We start from the raw sequence: 17,932 nt of genomic DNA, 5'->3' as shown, positions 1-17,932 counted from the left end.
GATGCATCCCAAGTACCGCCCCGACATCGATGGCCTGCGCGCCGTGGCCGTGGCCTCGGTGGTGGTGTACCACGCCTTCCCGAAGGCGCTGCCCGGCGGTTTCGTGGGGGTGGACCTCTTCTTCGTGATCTCGGGCTTCCTGATCACGACCATCATTCTTCAAAGCCAGGCCGCGGGCGACTTCAGCTACCGCGACTTCTACGCACGGCGCGTGCGGCGCATCTTCCCGGCGCTGATGCTGGTGCTGGCGGCGACCCTGGCCTTCGGCTGGTACGTGCTGCTGAACCGCGAGTTCGTGGAGCTGGGCAAGCAGGCCGCGGGCGGGGCGGCCTTCATCGCGAACTTCGTGTTCTGGGGCGAGGCGGGGTACTTCGACACGGCGGCGGAGACCAAGCCGCTGCTGCACCTGTGGTCGCTGGGGATCGAGGAGCAGTTCTACATCTTCTGGCCGCCGCTCCTGGCGCTGGCGTGGCGTCGGCGCTGGCCGATGCTGCGCGTGCTGTGGGCGCTGGCGGTGGTGTCGTTCCTGATCAACGTGCTGACGATCCATCCGTTTCGCACGGCGGCGTTCTATTCGCCGCTGTCGCGCTTCTGGGAGCTGATGGCGGGCGGGATCCTGGCGTGCATGCGGTTGAGGGATGTCGGGGTGACGAAGCCCGCGTGGCGCAGCCATGTGCAGTCGGTGCTGGGGGTGGGGCTGATCGTGCTGGCGCTGACGACGATCCGCGCGGACAAGGCGTTTCCGGGCTGGTGGGCGCTGCTGCCGGTGCTGGGCGCGGCGAGCTGCATCGCGGCGGGGCCGCAGGGGGTGCTCAATCGGTACCTGCTGTCGAACCCGCTGATGGTGGGCATCGGGCTGATCAGCTATCCGCTGTACCTGTGGCATTGGCCGCTGTTGTCCTATGCGCGCATCGTGCAGGGCGCGGCGCCGTCGGCGGCCCTGAGCGCCGCGATGGTCGCGGCCAGCGTGGCGCTGGCCTGGCTCACCTACCGCACGGTGGAACGCGCGGTCCGGGTGCGCACGGGGCCCGCTACGCTGCGCGTGCTGGGCGGCAGCGCCATCGCGGTGATCGCCGTGGCGGTCGCGGTGCAACTGGGCCTGCCCGCGCCGCGGCACGACGACCCGATGCTGCAGACGCTGAGCAATGCCTCCTCGGACGGCGAGTACTACGCGGGGCTTGCCTCCGAGACGCTCGACGGCAACTTCGTGCGCCGCGCGGGCGAGGGCGCGCGCAAGGTGCTCGTGATCGGCGACAGCCACATCTCGCAGTACGCGCCGCGCGCGCGCGCACTGGCGCAGCGTTCGCCCGAGACCATGTCCACCACCTACTTCTTCGAATACCCGGCCTGCGCGCCGGTGCCGGGCATGATGGTGCCGATCAATCCGGGCTGCGCGCCGCGGCGCGCGCAGATGCTCGAGGCGGCCTTCGATCCGAAGATCGACGCCGTGGTGGTCGGTGCCTGCTGGAACTGCTACTTCACCGGCAACTTCTACATGCCCTACGTGTTCGAGGACGGCGCTTCGGCGCTGCCGATCAACGACGGCGGGCCCGGCATCGAGCCGGCGCTGGCATCGTTGCAGAAGCTGCTGGGCGAACTCGCGCGCCACAAGAAGGTCTACCTGCTGCTGGACAACCCGATGGGCAGCGATTTCGAGCCGGGCCGCATGATCTCGGGCAGCCGCCTGGGCACGTTGAGCGTGCTGGCGATGGCCGGCACGGCGGTACAGCCACCCGGGCAGGCCCGGCTGAACGAGCGGCTGCTGGCGATCGCGGCGGCGAGCGGTGCCGAGCCGATCGACGCGGCCGGTCGCCTGTGCCGCGAGGGCCGGTGCCTGCGCACCATGCCCGACGGCGGACCGGCCTATCTCGACAACAACCATCTGCGTCCGGCCTACATCCGTGACCACGCGAGCTACGTCGACACGGCGTTTCTCGCACCCGCGCCGCCGCGCGCGGGCAATTGAAAGGACTGCCGAAAGGCGCAGCGATGCATCCCAAGTACCGCCCCGACATCGATGGCCTGCGCGCCGTGGCCGTGGCCTCGGTGGTGGTGTACCACGCCTTCCCGAAGGCGCTGCCCGGCGGTTTCGTGGGGGTGGACCTCTTCTTCGTGATCTCGGGCTTCCTGATCACGACCATCATTCTTCAAAGCCAGGCCGCGGGCGACTTCAGCTACCGCGACTTCTACGCACGGCGCGTGCGGCGCATCTTCCCGGCGCTGATGCTGGTGCTGGCGGCGACCCTGGCCTTCGGCTGGTACGTGCTGCTGAACCGCGAGTTCGTGGAGCTGGGCAAGCAGGCCGCGGGCGGGGCGGCCTTCATCGCGAACTTCGTGTTCTGGGGCGAGGCGGGGTACTTCGACACGGCGGCGGAGACCAAGCCGCTGCTGCACCTGTGGTCGCTGGGGATCGAGGAGCAGTTCTACATCTTCTGGCCGCCGCTCCTGGCGCTGGCGTGGCGTCGGCGCTGGCCGATGCTGCGCGTGCTGTGGGCGCTGGCGGTGGTGTCGTTCCTGATCAACGTGCTGACGATCCATCCGTTTCGCACGGCGGCGTTCTATTCGCCGCTGTCGCGCTTCTGGGAGCTGATGGCGGGCGGGATCCTGGCGTGCATGCGGTTGAGGGATGTCGGGGTGACGAAGCCCGCGTGGCGCAGCCATGTGCAGTCGGTGCTGGGGGTGGGGCTGATCGTGCTGGCGCTGACGACGATCCGCGCGGACAAGGCGTTTCCGGGCTGGTGGGCGCTGCTGCCGGTGCTGGGCGCGGCGAGCTGCATCGCGGCGGGGCCGCAGGGGGTGCTCAATCGGTACCTGCTGTCGAACCCGCTGATGGTGGGCATCGGGCTGATCAGCTATCCGCTGTACCTGTGGCATTGGCCGCTGCTGGTGTACCCGCGCATCCTCAATGGCGGCTGGGAGCCCTCGGCGGGCGTGCGCACCGGCGCGGTGGTCGCGGCGGTGCTGCTGGCTTGGCTGACCTACCGCTTTCTCGAACGCTTCACGCGCACCCGCGCGGGCGCGCCGCTCTTGCGCGGGCTGGTCGGCGTCGGCTGCGCGATCGTGCTGGCCGGCGCGATGGTGGTGGCCGGCCTGCCGGCGCGCAACGGCGGCGAGATGCTGCAGAAGGTGACCGACGCGACCGTGGACGACGGCTACTACGACGGCTTCACGCCCGAGAAGGTGGGCCCGCACCTGGTCTACCGGGTCGGCCGCGGCGAGCGCAAGGTGCTCTTGATCGGCGACAGCCACATGCAGCAGTACGGGCCGCGCGCCAAGGCGCTCGAGCGCCTGGCACCCGAGCGCATGGCGACCGCCTACTTCTACACCTGGGGCGCCTGCGCGCCGATTCCCGGCATGTTCGCCGAGGGCAACCCGGCCTGCGGCGAACAGCGCGACGGCATGCTGGAGCTCGCGCGCGCGCCGCAGATCGACACCGTGGTGTTCGGCGGCTGCTGGAACTGCTACTTCAGCGGCGATTTCCCGCTGGCCTACGAGTACCGCGAGGGCCGCGCGGTCTACCCGGTGAACAACGGCGGGCCCGGTATCGCGCCGGCGCTCTCGATGCTGGGCCACACCATGGCCGAACTCGTGAAGCAGGGCAAGAAGGTCTACCTGCTGCTCGACAACCCGAGCGGCATGGACTTCCAGCCGCAGCGCATGATCGCGGGCAGCCGGCTCGGTACGATGACGGTGGTGCTCGATTCGCCGACGGCCCCGGTGCCCGCGGCGCAGGCCGAGCTCAATGCGCGGCTGCGGCAGATCGCGCTGGACAGCGGTGCGCAGGTGGTCGAACCGATGGCCTCGCTGTGCAAGGACGGCCAATGCCTGCGCGTGACGGCCGACGGCAAGCCGGTCTACAAGGACGGCGAACATCTGCGGCCCGTGTACACGCGAGCGCACGCGGACTACGTCGACAGGATCTTTCTCGGGGAAGCGCCGCCCGCGGGCGGCAGGTAGCGCAACCCACGGATTTCCGTGGAGCGTGCTACTGCTGCGCCTTCGGATCGCCGAAGGGCTCGTCGTCGGGCGGGGCCTCGGCCGGCATCCTGAACTCCTCGCTGGCCCAGGCACCGAGGTCGATGCCCTTGCAGCGCGCGCTGCAGAAGGGGCGGTAGGGGTTGCGTTCCGAATAGACGCTGTCGCCGCCGCAGGTCGGGCAGCGGACGATGCGTTCGCCCTTGCGGGCCTCGATGCGCTCTTCGCCGGTCATGCGCACAGGGTGAGTTCGAACGGGGTGTCGTCGCTGCTCTGGTGGAGGCGGTCGTCGCTCTCGTGGCGCATGAGCCGCACCGAGACCATGAGCCGGTTGCCGCTGATCTCGGGGATCAGGCCGAGCTTGGGGTCGATGCGCAGGCGCAGCAGCTGGAAGCTGCGGCCCTGCGGCAGGTTCTGCTGGAACTGCCCGTTGGTGGCGATGACCTTGTAGGGCACGTCGGCATCGCGCAAGAGCTTGAGCAGCAGGTAGATCGATTCGGCCAGCGGTGCCAGCGTGCCCGACCAGCGCTCGAGGTCGGCGCGTCGGCTCTGAGTGCTGCGGTGCTGCCAGGCGTAGTAGGCGGGCAGGTCGAATTCGCAGGTGCCGCCCGGAATGCTCGCGCGGCTGCGGATGCTCATGAGCCATTCGTTCTCGGTCAGCGACTGGCCGGCCTTGCCCGCGATGCCGTTGAGCGTGTTGAAGTTGCGCTCGAGCTGCGCCACCACCTGGTCGAGCGCGGCTTCCGAGATGTTCGGATTGCCGCGGTAGGCGTTGAAGGCGGACTTGTGCTTCTCGAGGTCGCGCATGACGTCGGCCTTGAGGTCCGCGCGCGCGGCCACATCCATGATCTCGAAGATGGTGACGAGCGCGAAGTGGTGGGACAGGGGCGACTCGGCAGGCACCAGCTCGCCGAGGCGGCGAAACAGGTGCTCCAGTCGCAGATAGGTCCGGATGCGCTCGTTGAAGGGGTACTCGTAGAGGATCACGCGGGCTCGGTCTCCTGACGAGGCGATGATAGCCTCATGGCGTGCGTGACGGGGGCTGAGGCACGATCTTGCGCACCTCGCCGAGCATCAGCTCGCCAAGCGCGAGCTGGCCGTGCATCGACAGATGGGTGTCGTTGGGGAAGTAGAAGTCGCGGATCTGGGTCTTCTTTTCCTGCGCGAAGGCGAACAGGTCGGGGCCCAGGCCCGAGGTCTTGAAGGCCTCGACGAAGGCCTTCGAGTGCGAGGGATCGATGTAGGTGGTGGTCTTGTTGGGGATCACCATCCAGAGCATCGGGAACGCGGTCTGCGACTTCGTGAAGGCCTGCATCGCGGCCACGTCCGCGGCCGGCAGCTCGCCGTTCTCGTCGTCCTCGCCGAAGAACAGGGCCTTGTTGCACAGGCGATGGCTGAACATGTCGCAACCATTGACCACCGTGCGCGCCTTGGTGCGGTCGGTGGAGATGGTGTCGGCCGTGGTCGCCTTGGCGGCGCGCGTGTACTTGAGCGTGTCCAGGCCCGAGGTCAGCTTGGCGCCCCAGTTGAGCGCGAAGCCGGGCACGTGCTCGAGCGGCACCGCGAAGGGCTCGGTGCGCGCGGCGAAGGGCCGCTTCATCGTCTCGCAGCTGCGCGTGTAGCGCATGCGCTCCTGCAGGATGCGCTCCACGCTCTCGACGATCACGAGCTTGCCCTTGAAGCCGGCGCGCGCGAGCCAGGCGTCGAAGTCGCCGCACAGGCGCTCGTCGAACTGCCCCCAGAAAGCCGTGGTGACCTTGTAGCCGGCCTTGACCAGCACCGACTGCCAGCGGTGCGTCATCGAGAAGCTGTCGCCGATCACGACGATGTCGGCCTGGTCGAGCGGCACGGCATGCAGGTATTCGGGCGCGACCTTGGGCGGCTCCTGGGTCCAGCCGAACTCGCGGTCGGACATCAGGCCGATGCGGCTCAGGTCGCCGTAGGGAATGGGCGTCGCGAGCGTGAGCACCAGCAGCGACGAGATGACGAGGAATCCGGCCACGAAGATCCGCAGCCACAGTTTTGCGGGCGTCATGTCAGAACTGGAAATAGAGGAAGGGGCTGTAGGTGCCGAGCTTCGAGATGCAGATGCCGAGCAGCGTCACGGTGAAGACCGCCATCGCGGCCGTGAACAGCTTGCTGAGCGCGGGACGGCCGGCCAACGCCGCGGCCTGCGGAACCCAGCGCTGCAGCGTGATGGTGGGCGGCAGCGCGAGGCAGATGACCATCGCCACCAGCATGGTCTGGAAGAACTCGGGCTTGCGGTAGGGCACCGCGAGGAATTCGCGGAATGCGGTGCCGGGCGCGCCGTGCAGGCCCAGCATGCCGCGGTAGATGTCCATGGCGGCGTGCAGGCTCTCGGCGCGGAACATCACCCAGGCGATCATCACGCACAGGAAGGTCAGGAACCAGCCGAAGACGCGGCCGGCGATGCCCGACGGGCCCTTGCGGAAGGTGGTGGTCCAGACGTGGTTGATCATCAGGAAGATGCCGTGCAGCGCGCCCCAGATCACGAAGGTCCAGGCCGCGCCGTGCCACAGGCCGCCGAGCACCATCGTGAGGAACAGGTTCACGTGGCGGCGCTTCGGGCCCTTGCGGTTGCCGCCTAGCGGGATGTAGAGGTAGTCGCGCAGGAAGGTCGACAGCGAGATGTGCCAGCGGCGCCAGAACTCGATGATGTTGGTCGACTTGTAGGGCGAGTTGAAGTTCAGCGGCAGCTGCACGCCCAGGCACAGCGACAGGCCGACCGCCATGTCGGAGTAGCCCGAGAAGTCGAAGTAGATCTGCAGCGTGTAGGCGAGCACGCCGAACCAAGCGGTGTAGAGCGTGGGCTCGATGCCGTTGTGCACGCCATTGAAGACCAGGTCGGCGTACTGGCCCATCGGGTCGGCGATCAAGAGCTTCTTGGCCAGGCCGAAGGTGAAGATGGCCAGGCCGAGCGCGATCTTGTTGGGGTCGGCGCGGTAGGTCGCCGGGTTGGCGAACTGCGGCATCATCTGCGCGTGGTGCAGCACCGGGCCAGCGATCAGATGCGGGAAGTAGGTGACGAACAGCACGTAGTGGATGAAGCTGCGCTCGTGCACCTTGCCCTGCCAGCAGTCGACCAGGAAGGCGATCTGCGTGAAGGTATAGAACGAGATGCCGATCGGCAGCACGATGTGCAGCAGCGGGATCGGCGCGAGGCCCGCGGCGCTCAGGCCGTCGTTGACGTTCGAGACGAAGAAGTTGGCGTACTTGAAGACCGCGAGCACCACCAGGTTGACCGTGAGCGCCGTGATCAGCAAGGTCTTGCGCCGGCGGTCGTCGCGCCCCGGGGCCGGCGTCAGGCGCAGGCCGAACCAGTAGTTGACGCAGATCGAGGCCAGCAGCAGCGGCAGCGCCTGCACGCTCCACCAGCCGTAGAAGAACAGCGAGGCCAGCGCAAGAAATCCGGCCGCGGCCCGGATGTTGCGTTTGCCGATCAGGAAGAACCCGAGCAGCACCAGTGGGAAGTAGACAAAGATGAAGGGGTACGAGTTGAACAGCATCTCGAAAGGAGGCGCTGCAGCGAGCGCCTTTTTGTCGTAATCGTGGTGCAGCCGCCGCTGCGGCTAACCGGGGATTATCGCGTGCCGGCCGACGTCCACCGTTTCCAGAGACCCCGCACCTGCACGGCGAGTTCCTCCAGCGACAGGCTTTCGTTGTAGACGACCGCGTCGGCCGCGGCCCGGCGCAGCGCCCGCGGGGCCTGCTGTGCGATCACCGAGCGTACCGCCTCGGGTGTCCAGCCCGAGCGCGCGACGACGCGCCGCAGCTGGGTTTCCTCGGTGGCATCGACCACCAGCACGCGCTCGACCAGTGCGCGCCAGCGCCCCGATTCGACCAGCAGCGGGACGTCGAAGACGATGGTGGCATCGGGGCCGGCGGCCGCGGCCTCGCGCCGGGTCTCGGTGCCGATCAGGGGATGGAGGATGCCCTCGAGCGCGCGCTTGGCCTCGGGGTCCTGGAACACGATCTCGCGCATGCGGGCGCGGTCGAGGCCGCCGTCGGGCCGCAGCACCGCGGTGCCGAAGCGGGCCTCGAGGGCCGGCATCGCGATGCCGCCGGGCTCGGCGATGCGGCGTGCGATGGCGTCGGTATCGACCAGCACCGCGCCCTCGGCCACCAGCAGGCCCGCGACGGTGCTCTTGCCGCTGCCGATGCCGCCGGTGAGGCCGATGCGCCGGATCATGGGAGGGGCGCGGCTTTCAGTGCAGCCAGGGGCCGAGCGGGAAGGCGAAGGGCGCCCATTGCTTGACGGCGCCGGGGCCGATCACGAGGCAGACCAGGCCCGCGCCCGCGAGGAAGGGGCCGAAGGCGATCGGGATGTCCTTGTGGGCCAACTTGCCCGCGATGCGCATGCCCAGGCCCAGCACGGCGCCCACGAGCGACGACACCAGGATGATCGCGATCAGGTAGTCGGCACCGAGCCATGCGCCCAGCGCCGCCAGCAGCTTGAAGTCGCCGTAGCCCATGCCTTCCTTGCCCGTGACGAGTCGGTAGCCATGGTAGACCAGCCAGAGGCTCAGATAGCCGAACACCGCGCCCCAGACCGAGAGCTGCAGCGAGGTGCCGGTCCAGCCCGCGGCCGCGCCGATCAGGCCGAGCCACAGCAGCAGGTAGTTGATCGAGTCGGGCAGGAACTGGGTGTCGAAGTCGATCAGGAACTGGCAGACCAGCAGCGCCGCGAAGGCCGCCCACAGCGCGCCCGTCGGCGTGAGGCCGAAGCGATGGCCGCACAGCGCGAACAGCGCGGCGGTGGCCAGCTCGACCAGCGGATAGCGCGGGCTGATCCGCGTCTTGCAGGCACCGCAGCGGCCGCGCAGCGCGAGGTAGCTCAGCACCGGGATGTTCTCGTACCAGCGGATTTCGTGGCCGCAGCCGCCGCAGCGCGAGCGGGGGCGCGTGAGGTCGAAGCGCGGCAGCTTCTCGAGCTCGATCGCGGCCTTGTCGGCCGCGGCCTCGAGGCCGGCCGGCGGCTGCGCCTTCGGGCCGAAGACCAGCGACCAGAGCGAGGGCATGTCCTTCGAGCTCATGAGGTTCGCGACCGCGTCGTTGAGCCAGTCGCGGTACATCATCACCGGCGTACGGTAGATCACCACGTTGAGAAAGCTGCCGATCAGCAGACCGAGGACGCCGGCCAGCGCGGCGTCGAATCCCTGCGACACCGGCATCAGACGACCTGGCCGAGCTTGAAGATGGGCAGGTACATCGAGACCACGATGCCGCCGATGATCACGCCGAGGAAGACGATGATGATCGGCTCCATCAGGCTCGAGAGGCCGGCGACCATGTCGTCGACCTCGGACTCGTAGAAGTCCGCGGCCTTGCCGAGCATGTGGTCGATGGAGCCCGATTCCTCGCCGATGGCGGTCATCTGGATCACCATCGAGGGGAACAGGTTGACGTTGGTCATCGCATTCGTGAGGCTGGTGCCGGTCGACACCTCCTGCTGGATCTTGGCCGTGGCGTCGCCGTACACGGTGTTGCCCGAGGCGCCGCCGACGGAGTCGAGGGCTTCGACCAGCGGCACGCCCGCGGCGAACATGGTGGCCAGGGTGCGCGTCCAGCGCGCGACGCAGGACTTCTCGATCAGCGCGCCGAAGATCGGCACCCGCAGCAGCAGGCGGTCCATGACCCGTTGCACGCGCTCGTTGCGCTTCCAGGCCTGGAAGAAGAAGTAGAGGCCGCCGCCGATCACGCCGAAGATCAGCCACCAGTAGGCCACGAAGAACTCGCTGACGGCCATCACGAAGAGCGTGGGGGCGGGCAGGTCGGCGCCGAAGGAGCTGAACACCTGCTTGAAGGCCGGGATCACGAAGATCATGATGATCGCCACCACCACGAAGGCCACCACGACCACCGAGGTCGGATACATCAGCGCCGACTTGATCTTCGACTTGATCGCCTCGGTCTTCTCCATGTAGGTGGCGAGGCGGTCGAGCAGCTCCTCGAGGATACCGGCTGCTTCGCCGGCCTCGACCAGGTTGCAATAAAGGTTGTCGAAGTACTTCGGGAACTTGCGGAACGCCGACGACAGCGAGGTACCGGTCTCGACGTCGCTGCGGATGTCGTTGAGCAGCTTGGCGACGCTGGGATTAGCGTTGCCGCGGCCCACGATGTCGAAGGACTGCAGCAGCGGCACGCCGGCCTTCATCATGGTGGCGAGCTGGCGCGTGAAGATCGCGATGTCCTTGGGCTTGATCGTCTTGCCCGAGCGCGTGCGGCGCTTCTTGATCTTGGTCGCGAGCACGCCCTGGCGCCGCAGCGCGGCCTGCACCTGGTTTTCGCCGCCGGCACGCAGTTCGCCGCGTACCAGCTTGCCGTTGCGATCCTTGCCTTCCCACTCGAAGACGAATTCCTTGACGTCGCGCCGTTGCCGGTTTGTCGTCGATGCTGCTGTGGCCATTCGGTTCGATCTCCGCTTCCGATGTGTTCGTTATAGGTTGGTGACCGCCACCACTTCCTCGAGCGAGGTCAGGCCCTGCATCACCTTGCGCAAGCCCGACTTGCGCAGCGAGCGCACGCCTTCGGCTTCCGACTGCTGCGCGATGTCGAGCGCGCTGCCGTCGCGCAGGATGATCTCCTGGATCGCCTCGGAGATCGGCATCACCTGGTAGATGCCGACCCGGCCCTTGTAGCCGCCGGTGCAGGCCGCGCAGCCCACGGGCCGGTAGGGCTTCCAGCTGCCGTCGACCTCGTGCTCCTGGAAACCGGCCTCGATCAGCGCCTCGCGCGGGATGTCCGCGGGCGTGCGGCAGGTCATGCACAGCCGCCGCGCGAGCCGCTGGGCGGTGATCAGGATCACGCTCGATGCGATGTTGAAGGGCGCGATGCCCATGTTGCGCATCCGCGTGAGCGTGGTGGGCGCGTCGTTGGTGTGCAGCGTCGACAGCACCAGGTGGCCGGTCTGCGCGGCCTTGATCGAGATGTCGGCGGTTTCGAGGTCGCGGATTTCGCCGACCATGATGATGTCCGGGTCCTGCCGCAGGAAGGCCCGCAGCGCGGCCGCGAAGGTCAGGCCGGCCTTCTCGTTCACGTTGACCTGGTTGACGCCCGGCAGGTTGATTTCCGACGGGTCTTCGGCGGTCGCGATGTTCACGCCCGGCTGGTTCAGCAGGTTCAGGCAGGTGTAGAGCGACACCGTCTTGCCCGAGCCGGTCGGCCCGGTCACGAGCACCATGCCATAGGGTCGGCTGATCGCGTGCAGCAGGCGTTCCTTCTCGTCGGCGTCGTAGCCCAGCGCATCGATGCCCATGCGCGCGCTGCTGGGGTCGAGAATCCGGACCACGATCTTCTCGCCGAACAGCGTGGGCAGCGTGCTCACGCGGAAGTCGATCACGCGGTCGGGGCCGATCTTGAGCTTCATGCGCCCGTCCTGGGGCACGCGCTTCTCGGAGATGTCGAGCCGCGAGATGACCTTGATGCGCGACGCCAGCTTGTCCTTGATCACGGTGGGCGGGCTCGCGACCTCGCGCAGTTCGCCGTCGACCCGGAAGCGCACGCGGTAGTGGTGCTCGTAGGGCTCGAAGTGGATGTCCGAGGCGCGCATGCTGACCGCGTCGAGCAGCATCTTGTGCAGGAAGCGCACGACCGGCGCGTCCTCGACCTCGGCGATAGCCTGTTCGTTGGCGTCGCCGGCGGTGTCGGCCGTGACGTCGTCGAACTCGAACTCGGTACCGACGATGCTGTTGATGGTTTCGGCCGCGCTCGCGGCGGCGGCCTCGACCATGCGCGAGAGCTTGTCGTACTCGGCGATGACCCAGTCCACGCCCATCTGGGAGGCGAACTTGATCTTCTCGGCCGCCTGCTGGTCGGACGGGTCGGCCGTGGCGACGATCAGGCGGTTGTTGCGCTTGCTGAGGACGACGATGCGATAGGCCTGGCAGAGCTTGGGATCGAGCAGGTCCTTCGGCAGGCGCTGGTGGTCGATGGCGTCGAGGTCGAGCAGCGGGGCGCCGAACGCATTCGAGAGCGTGTGGGCGAGGTCGGCGGCAGAGACGGCGCCGGTGCCCGTGAGCTCGGCGATGAAACTGGAGCGGCTGCTCAGCGACTTCTGATAGAGATCTTCCGCGGTCTTCGCGGGCAGCTTGCCGGCCGAAACCAGCGCGCGTGCAAGCCCTGGCAAGGCGACTTGCGGGTTTTCTTTAACGGGAAGTTCGGCTGCAGCCATCAGCGAATGCAAGAGATGTGAGAAATTGCTTCACGATCATCGCTGAACACTCCGGTGCTGTAAATCGCCGTACAGCAACAGAAAATGGCATTCTGAAGGTTTATGCCAGTCTCGAAAAGACTGGTCGGGGTGAGAGGATTCGAACCTCCGGCCTCTACGTCCCGAACGTAGCGCTCTACCAGGCTAAGCTACACCCCGATGGTGCGAAAAGTCAGTCGTCCTTGGCCAACTCGTAAGAGGTGTCAGGCACGCCGCTCAAGCAGCTGAGCCGCTAATTGTAGCAAACCTGAAGCGTGCGAATTGGCCGCGAAGCCGTCGAGTGCAGAAATAGCACGCTGAGCCTCCGCCGCAGCCGCCGCGCGCGACGCATCGAGGGCGCCCGTTTCGCGCACGATCTCGACGATCTTGCCCAGCTGGGCGGTGTCGCCCGCCTCGATGGCGGCACGCACCAGCGCGCTCTGCGCCGCGCTGCCGCGCTGCATCGCGAAGATCAGCGGCAGCGTGGTCTTGCCTTCGCGCAGGTCGTCGCCGAGATTCTTGCCGGTCTCGCTGGCATCGCCCGCGTAGTCGAGCACGTCGTCGATCACCTGGAAGGCCGTGCCCAGCGCCTGCCCGTAGGTGGCGCAGGCTTCCTCGACCTCGGGCGTCACGCCCGCCAGCACGGCGGCCAGGCGCGTGCTGGCCTCGAACAGCTTGGCGGTCTTGGAGCGGATGACGCGCAGGTAGGCCGACTCGTCGAGCGAGGCGTCGTGCATGTTCATCAGCTGCAGCACCTCGCCTTCGGCGATCACGTTGGTCGCTTCGGCCAGGATCTGCATCACGCGCATGTTGTTGGCATCCAACATCATCTGGAAGGCGCGCGAATAAAGGAAGTCGCCGACCAGTACGCTGGCGGGATTGCCGAAGGATTCGTTGGCGGTCGGGCGGCCGCGGCGCAGCGTGGATTCGTCGACCACGTCGTCGTGCAGCAGCGTGGCGGTGTGGATGAACTCCACCACGGCCGCGAGATTGAAGCGCTGTTCGCCGGTGTAGCCGAGCGCGCCGGCCATCAGCAGCAGCAGGGCCGGCCGCAGGCGCTTGCCTCCGGCGGAGATGATGTATTTGGAGACCTGGCTGACCAGCGGTACCCCGGTGTCGAGGCGGTTGGAGATCACGCGGTCGACTTCGACCATGTCACCGGCGATCAGGCCGAGGACTGCGGCGGTGGGGGAGGTGTCGGCGGCGGGAACTGACAAAGCGTGGGCGCTGGGCGCTGCTGAATACAGGGATGGCGCGTACGCCGGAAGGCGCCGATTATAGGGAGCGGGAGGAGGCGGCCGGCCTGGACCGACTGCTTGGGCATGTGAGCGTACGCAAACCGTGCTATAGTCTTGGGCTCTGCGGAATTCGCCGCGGAGACTCCATCCTCAAGAGGTTCACATGTACGCGGTCATAAAAACCGGTGGCAAGCAGTATCGCGTTGCTTCCGGCGAGAAAATCAAAGTAGAACAGATTGCTGCGGACGTTGGCCAGGAAATCGTGATCGACCAGGTTCTGGCCGTCGGAAACGGCGCTGAAATCAAGGTTGGCACGCCCCTGGTGTCCGGTGCAACGGTGACGGTCACGGTACTGTCGCACGGCAAGCACGACAAGGTTCGCATCTTCAAGATGCGCCGTCGCAAGCACTATCAGAAACGTCAAGGCCATCGCCAGCAGTTCACCGAGCTGCAAATCGGCGCGATCGCCGGTTAAGGAGCAGACTCCATGGCACAGAAAAAAGGCGGCGGCTCCACGCGAAACGGGCGCGATTCCAAGCCCAAGATGCTCGGCGTGAAGGCCTTCGGCGGCCAACTGATCAGCGCCGGCTCGATCATCGTGCGCCAGCGCGGTACCCAGTTCCACCCCGGCGTGAACGTCGGCGTGGGCAAGGACCACACGCTGTTCGCCCTCGTCGACGGCCACGTGTCGTTCGGCTTCAAGGGTGCGCTCAACAAGCACATGGTCAATGTGACGCCGGCGGCCTGAGCCTCCAGCCACTTCGACTGTCTCGAAGCCCCGCTTTGCCGGGGCTTCTTCATTTGTAAACTGGACATCCCATGAAGTTCGTCGACGAAGCCTTCATCGACATCGCCGCCGGCGATGGCGGCAACGGCTGCGTGTCGTTCCGCCATGAGAAGTACAAGGAATTCGGCGGCCCCAACGGTGGCGATGGCGGGCGCGGCGGCCATGTGTTCGCCGTGGCCGACTCGAACCTCAACACGCTGGTGGATTTCCGCTACTCGCGCCGGCACGAAGCCAGGCGCGGCGAGCACGGCATGGGCTCCGACATGTTCGGCGCCGCGGGCGACGACATCACGCTGAAGATGCCGGTCGGCACGATCATCAGCGACGCCGAGACCGGCGAGGTGCTCTACGAGCTGCTGACGCCGGGCGAGGTCATCACCATCGCCAAGGGTGGCGACGGCGGCTTCGGCAACCTGCGCTTCAAGAGCGCCATCAATCGCGCGCCCCGGCAGAAGACGCCCGGCTGGCCCGGCGAGCGCAAGAGCCTCAAGCTCGAGCTCAAGGTGCTGGCCGACGTGGGCCTGCTGGGCATGCCGAACGCCGGCAAGTCGACCTTGATCAGCGCGATCTCGAACGCGCGCCCGCGCATCGCCGACTACCCGTTCACCACGCTGCATCCCAACCTCGGCGTCGTGCGCGTCGGCCCCGAGCAGAGCTTCGTGGTGGCCGACCTGCCCGGTCTGATCGAAGGCGCCTCCGAGGGCGCCGGCCTCGGCCACCTGTTCCTGCGCCACCTGCAGCGCACCCGCTTGCTGCTGCACGTGGTCGACCTCGCGCCCTTCGACGAGGGCATCGACCCGGTCGCGCAGGCCAAGGCGATCGTCGGTGAACTCAAGAAGTACGACGCGCAGCTCTACGAGAAGCCGCGCTGGCTGGTGCTCAACAAGCTGGACATGATCCCCGAGGACGAGCGCGCCGCGCGCGTGAAGGACTTCGTCAAGCGCCTGCGCTTCAAGGGCCCGGTGTTCGAGATCTCCGCGCTGACCCGCGAGGGTTGCGAGCCGCTCGTGCATGCGATCTACCAGCAGGTGAAGGCGCAGCAGGTGGCCGAGCAGCCGCCGGCCGAGATCGATCCGCGCTTCGTCGAACTGCCGCCCGAAAAGCCTTGAGCGGGCCTCGGCCCGGCTTCTGCATTGCTATTGAATAAATAGCATAATCGTCAGTCTTCACGCCAGCTACAGCCTTCCATGACCTCGAATACCGGATCCACAGCCCTGCGGGACGCCCGCCGCATCGTCGTCAAGGTGGGCTCGAGCCTCGTGACGAACGAGGGCCGCGGCCTCGACGAGGGCGCCATCGGCGAGTGGTGCCGGCAGCTGGCCGCGCTGGTGCGCGACGGGCGCGAGGTGGTGATGGTGTCGAGCGGCGCCATCGCCGAAGGCATGAAGCGCCTCGGCTGGAAGACCCGGCCGCACGAGGTGCACGAACTCCAGGCCGCCGCGGCCGTCGGCCAGATGGGCCTGGCCCAGATGTACGAGACCAAGCTGCGCGAGAACCGCATCGGCAGCGCGCAGGTGCTGCTCACGCATGCCGACCTGGCCGACCGCGAGCGCTACCTCAATGCCCGTTCGACCCTGGTGACGTTGCTGCGGCTCGGCGTGGTGCCGGTCATCAACGAGAACGACACAGTGGTCAACGACGAGATCAAGTTCGGCGACAACGACACGCTCGGCGCGCTGGTCGCGAACCTCGTGGAGGCCGATGCGCTGGTGATCCTCACCGACCAGCGCGGTCTCTATTCGGCCGATCCGCGCAAGGACCCCGAAGCGAAGTTCATCCACGAGGCCGCCGCGGGCGACCCGGCGCTCGAGGCCATGGCCGGCGGTGCGGGCTCGAGCATCGGCAAGGGCGGGATGATCACCAAGATCCTCGCGGCCAAGCGCGCGGCCGGCTCGGGCGCTTCCACCGTGATCGCCTGGGGCCGCGAGACCGACGCATTGCTGCGCCTCGCGCAAGGCGAGGCGATCGGCACGCTGCTGGTGGCGCAGACCGCGAAGCACCAGGCGCGCAAGCGCTGGATGGCCGACCATCTGCAACTGCGTGGCGCCGTGATCGTCGATGCCGGCGCGGCCGCCAAGGTGCGCGCCGAGGGCAAGAGCCTGCTGCCGATCGGCATGACGGGCGTGTCGGGCGAGTTCTCGCGCGGCGACGTGATCGCGGTGCGCGACGCCGAGGGCATCGAGCTGGCGCGTGGCCTCGCCAACTACTCGAGCGTCGAGGCGCGGCTGCTGTGCCGCAAGCCCTCGGCCGAGTTCGAGCGGCTGCTGGGCTACGCGGCCGAGCCGGAAATGGTGCACCGGGACAACATGGTGCTGATGCCGGTCTGAGGCTCGCCTCGACCCGCGCCAAAGAAAAAGGCCCCGATCGGGGCCTTTTTTCATCGTGCCGGCGTGCCGCTCACTGCACTTCGCGCACCGGATTGCGGATGTACTGGACGATCTCGCTGGCCGTCGAGCGCGGTGCGCTGTCGCGGCACAGGCCCTGGGTCGCGATGGCCCAGGTGTAGCGCGAGTTGAGGTCGGTGATGCGCTTCCACTCGGGCGCCTTGGCCAGCTCCCAGGCATTGCCGCTGTAGCGCGCATAGCTCTTCATCTCGCCGGTCTTGCAGCGCACGCCGTCGTAGAAGGCGTTGACCGTGCCGCCGGACTTGCTGCTTGCCACCACCACGTAGCGCACGATGCCGTCGGGCGTGATCGTGATGGTCTGCGGGTCGATGCCGAACTTCAGCGTCATGTAGGGCGGCATCTCGATCGGCACCAGGCGGTTCTGGTCGAAGGCCGGCGGTGGCGGTGCCGCCGATTCCTGCCATTCGCCATCCGACACCGTGGTCTTGGGCGGTGGCGGCATGCCGCCTTGCGCCCAGTCGGGGTTGTCGGTGTTGTGCTGGCCCGAGCCGCAGGCCGCCAGCAGCAGGGCGCTCGCGAGAACGAGCGCCGGGCTAGCGCGGCGTGGGAGGCTGCGCAGCGGATGCGGACGGGAAGACGGGTGCGTCGGAAGAGTCGGTCGCAGGTTTGACATTGGGATCCGGGTCGAAGCTCGCGCCCGGAGGCAGTTCGAAGTTGGCGTCGTGGCCGCCCGCGGAAGGATGGCGCTCGAACTCTCGGGCGCGCACGTTGCTGCGCAGGAAGCGGTTGCGGAAATCCTGCCGTGGCAGGTAGCGAGCAAGCTCGGTGAGCGCCATTTCGTAGACGCCCCGTTTGAATTCGACGACCACGTCGAGCGGCACCCAGTAGTCGTGCCAGCGCCAGGCGTCGAATTCGGGATGGTCCGTGGCACGCAGGTTGAGATCCCAGTCGTGGCCGACCAGTTGCAGCAGATACCAGATTTGTTTCTGGCCCTTGTAGTGACCTCGTGCGTCTCGTCGGATGAACCGATCCGGCACCTCGTAGCGCAACCAGTCGCGGGTACGGGCCACGATACGCACGTGCTCCGGATGGAGACCCACTTCCTCGTGCAATTCCCGGAACATGGCTTGCTCGGGACTTTCGCCGCGGTCGATGCCGCCTTGCGGAAACTGCCAGGAATGCGTGCGGATGCGTTTGCCCCAAAAAACCTGGTTTTTCTGGTTGAGCAGGATGATGCCGACGTTGGGCCTGAAGCCGTCCCGGTCGAGCATAATCAAACCCCAATTTTTGAACTGAGTCGATTATGCATGCCGGGTTGCACTCGGCAAGCGACCGGTTCCGGGCTCTCAGGGTCTCTACGGAGACCGTCGTCCGTCTC

At 67.2% G+C, this 17,932-nt stretch carries 17 protein-coding genes and 1 tRNA gene; 6 read left to right on the top strand and 12 right to left on the bottom strand.

All coding sequences use genetic code 11. The annotated features are described in order from the left end of the window. Window position 1: 1 nt before the first annotated feature. Together KV106_RS28305 and KV106_RS28300 are read left to right on the top strand one after the other, a co-directional pair. A complete protein-coding gene (locus KV106_RS28305; protein ID WP_261214028.1) occupies window positions 2-1,966 on the top strand; it encodes an acyltransferase family protein in 1,965 nt (654 codons plus the stop codon). 23 nt (window positions 1,967-1,989) lie between these two features. After that, entirely contained in the window at window positions 1,990-3,957 is a 1,968-nt protein-coding gene (locus tag KV106_RS28300) for an acyltransferase family protein (protein WP_261214026.1), read from the top strand. A gap of 28 nt (window positions 3,958-3,985) precedes the next feature. On the opposite strand, the gene KV106_RS28295 is transcribed toward KV106_RS28300, so the two are convergent. From KV106_RS28295 to KV106_RS28250, 10 genes are all read right to left on the bottom strand, one after another. Then, a complete protein-coding gene (locus KV106_RS28295) occupies window positions 3,986-4,210 on the bottom strand; it encodes a DNA gyrase inhibitor YacG (RefSeq protein WP_057592105.1) in 225 nt (74 codons plus the stop codon). Continuing rightward, a complete protein-coding gene (zapD, locus tag KV106_RS28290) occupies window positions 4,207-4,962 on the bottom strand; it encodes a cell division protein ZapD (protein WP_057592104.1) in 756 nt (251 codons plus the stop codon). The genes KV106_RS28295 and zapD overlap by 4 nt, the downstream gene beginning before the upstream one ends. 34 nt (window positions 4,963-4,996) lie before the next feature. Beyond that, window positions 4,997-6,010 carry a hypothetical protein gene (locus KV106_RS28285; protein WP_261214023.1) on the bottom strand — a complete coding sequence of 338 codons (1,014 nt, stop codon included), beginning with the start codon at window positions 6,008-6,010 and terminating at the stop codon, window positions 4,997-4,999. A 1-nt stretch (window position 6,011) separates the two neighbouring features. Next, the gene (locus KV106_RS28280; protein WP_057592102.1) at window positions 6,012-7,502 is read right to left on the bottom strand and encodes an MBOAT family O-acyltransferase; all 1,491 of its coding nucleotides are present in this window, start codon (window positions 7,500-7,502) and stop codon (window positions 6,012-6,014) included. Between the two features lie 74 nt (window positions 7,503-7,576). After that, a complete protein-coding gene (gene coaE / locus KV106_RS28275; RefSeq protein WP_172705374.1) occupies window positions 7,577-8,185 on the bottom strand; it encodes a dephospho-CoA kinase in 609 nt (202 codons plus the stop codon). 16 nt (window positions 8,186-8,201) lie between these two features. Further along, window positions 8,202-9,167 (bottom strand): prepilin peptidase, encoded by a 966-nt coding sequence (locus KV106_RS28270; RefSeq protein WP_057592100.1) that lies wholly within the window; start codon window positions 9,165-9,167, stop codon window positions 8,202-8,204. Continuing rightward, on the bottom strand, window positions 9,167-10,402 hold the full coding sequence (locus tag KV106_RS28265) for a type II secretion system F family protein (RefSeq protein WP_057592099.1): 1,236 nt from the start codon (window positions 10,400-10,402) through the stop codon (window positions 9,167-9,169). The genes KV106_RS28270 and KV106_RS28265 overlap by 1 nt, the downstream gene beginning before the upstream one ends. Before the next feature lie 30 nt (window positions 10,403-10,432). After that, window positions 10,433-12,166, bottom strand: coding sequence for a type IV-A pilus assembly ATPase PilB (pilB, locus tag KV106_RS28260; RefSeq protein WP_057592120.1), 1,734 nt, complete (start codon window positions 12,164-12,166; stop codon window positions 10,433-10,435). Between the two features lie 121 nt (window positions 12,167-12,287). Beyond that, window positions 12,288-12,364, bottom strand: a tRNA-Pro gene (locus tag KV106_RS28255). Window positions 12,365-12,408: 44 nt separating this feature from the next. Then, window positions 12,409-13,401: a polyprenyl synthetase family protein gene (locus KV106_RS28250; RefSeq protein ID WP_057592098.1), complete on the bottom strand. Its 993-nt coding sequence runs from the start codon at window positions 13,399-13,401 to the stop codon at window positions 12,409-12,411. A 184-nt stretch (window positions 13,402-13,585) separates the two neighbouring features. Between KV106_RS28250 and rplU the strand changes: the two genes are divergently transcribed. From rplU to proB, 4 genes are all read left to right on the top strand, one after another. Continuing rightward, complete coding sequence (rplU, locus tag KV106_RS28245; RefSeq protein ID WP_057592097.1) at window positions 13,586-13,897, top strand: 50S ribosomal protein L21; 312 nt, start codon at window positions 13,586-13,588, stop codon at window positions 13,895-13,897. A gap of 12 nt (window positions 13,898-13,909) precedes the next feature. Further along, window positions 13,910-14,170, top strand: a complete 261-nt coding sequence (gene rpmA / locus KV106_RS28240) for a 50S ribosomal protein L27 (RefSeq protein ID WP_057592096.1) — start codon at window positions 13,910-13,912, stop codon at window positions 14,168-14,170. A 71-nt stretch (window positions 14,171-14,241) separates the two neighbouring features. Continuing rightward, window positions 14,242-15,318, top strand: a complete 1,077-nt coding sequence (gene cgtA, locus KV106_RS28235) for an Obg family GTPase CgtA (RefSeq protein WP_057592095.1) — start codon at window positions 14,242-14,244, stop codon at window positions 15,316-15,318. 78 nt (window positions 15,319-15,396) lie between these two features. Beyond that, window positions 15,397-16,536, top strand: coding sequence for a glutamate 5-kinase (proB, locus tag KV106_RS28230; protein WP_261214012.1), 1,140 nt, complete (start codon window positions 15,397-15,399; stop codon window positions 16,534-16,536). 70 nt (window positions 16,537-16,606) lie between these two features. On the opposite strand, the gene KV106_RS28225 is transcribed toward proB, so the two are convergent. Then, entirely contained in the window at window positions 16,607-17,056 is a 450-nt protein-coding gene (locus tag KV106_RS28225; RefSeq protein WP_261214011.1) for a CNP1-like family protein, read from the bottom strand. Window positions 17,057-17,147: 91 nt separating this feature from the next. Continuing rightward, window positions 17,148-17,825 (bottom strand): RNA pyrophosphohydrolase, encoded by a 678-nt coding sequence (locus tag KV106_RS28220; protein WP_057592091.1) that lies wholly within the window; start codon window positions 17,823-17,825, stop codon window positions 17,148-17,150. Between the last annotated feature and the right edge of the window lie 107 nt (window positions 17,826-17,932).

It is taken from the genome of Variovorax endophyticus, assembly GCF_025376855.1.
Lineage (GTDB): Bacteria > Pseudomonadota > Gammaproteobacteria > Burkholderiales > Burkholderiaceae_C > Variovorax.
The sequence above is the reverse complement of the archived record's forward strand: the minus strand, read 5'-3'. Positions and strand labels throughout refer to the sequence as shown.

Coding starts and splice junctions, on each gene's coding strand:
- KV106_RS28305 (WP_261214028.1), top strand. CDS start 2: ATGCATCCCAAGTACCGCCCCGACATCGATGGCCTGCGCGCCGTGGCC.
- KV106_RS28300 (WP_261214026.1), top strand. CDS start 1,990: ATGCATCCCAAGTACCGCCCCGACATCGATGGCCTGCGCGCCGTGGCC.
- KV106_RS28295 (WP_057592105.1), bottom strand. CDS start 4,210: ATGACCGGCGAAGAGCGCATCGAGGCCCGCAAGGGCGAACGCATCGTC.
- KV106_RS28285 (WP_261214023.1), bottom strand. CDS start 6,010: ATGACGCCCGCAAAACTGTGGCTGCGGATCTTCGTGGCCGGATTCCTC.
- KV106_RS28280 (WP_057592102.1), bottom strand. CDS start 7,502: ATGCTGTTCAACTCGTACCCCTTCATCTTTGTCTACTTCCCACTGGTG.
- coaE (WP_172705374.1), bottom strand. CDS start 8,185: ATGATCCGGCGCATCGGCCTCACCGGCGGCATCGGCAGCGGCAAGAGC.
- KV106_RS28270 (WP_057592100.1), bottom strand. CDS start 9,167: ATGCCGGTGTCGCAGGGATTCGACGCCGCGCTGGCCGGCGTCCTCGGT.
- KV106_RS28265 (WP_057592099.1), bottom strand. CDS start 10,402: ATGGCCACAGCAGCATCGACGACAAACCGGCAACGGCGCGACGTCAAG.
- pilB (WP_057592120.1), bottom strand. CDS start 12,166: ATGGCTGCAGCCGAACTTCCCGTTAAAGAAAACCCGCAAGTCGCCTTG.
- rplU (WP_057592097.1), top strand. CDS start 13,586: ATGTACGCGGTCATAAAAACCGGTGGCAAGCAGTATCGCGTTGCTTCC.
- rpmA (WP_057592096.1), top strand. CDS start 13,910: ATGGCACAGAAAAAAGGCGGCGGCTCCACGCGAAACGGGCGCGATTCC.
- cgtA (WP_057592095.1), top strand. CDS start 14,242: ATGAAGTTCGTCGACGAAGCCTTCATCGACATCGCCGCCGGCGATGGC.
- proB (WP_261214012.1), top strand. CDS start 15,397: ATGACCTCGAATACCGGATCCACAGCCCTGCGGGACGCCCGCCGCATC.
- KV106_RS28225 (WP_261214011.1), bottom strand. CDS start 17,056: ATGCCGCCACCGCCCAAGACCACGGTGTCGGATGGCGAATGGCAGGAA.
- KV106_RS28220 (WP_057592091.1), bottom strand. CDS start 17,825: ATGCTCGACCGGGACGGCTTCAGGCCCAACGTCGGCATCATCCTGCTC.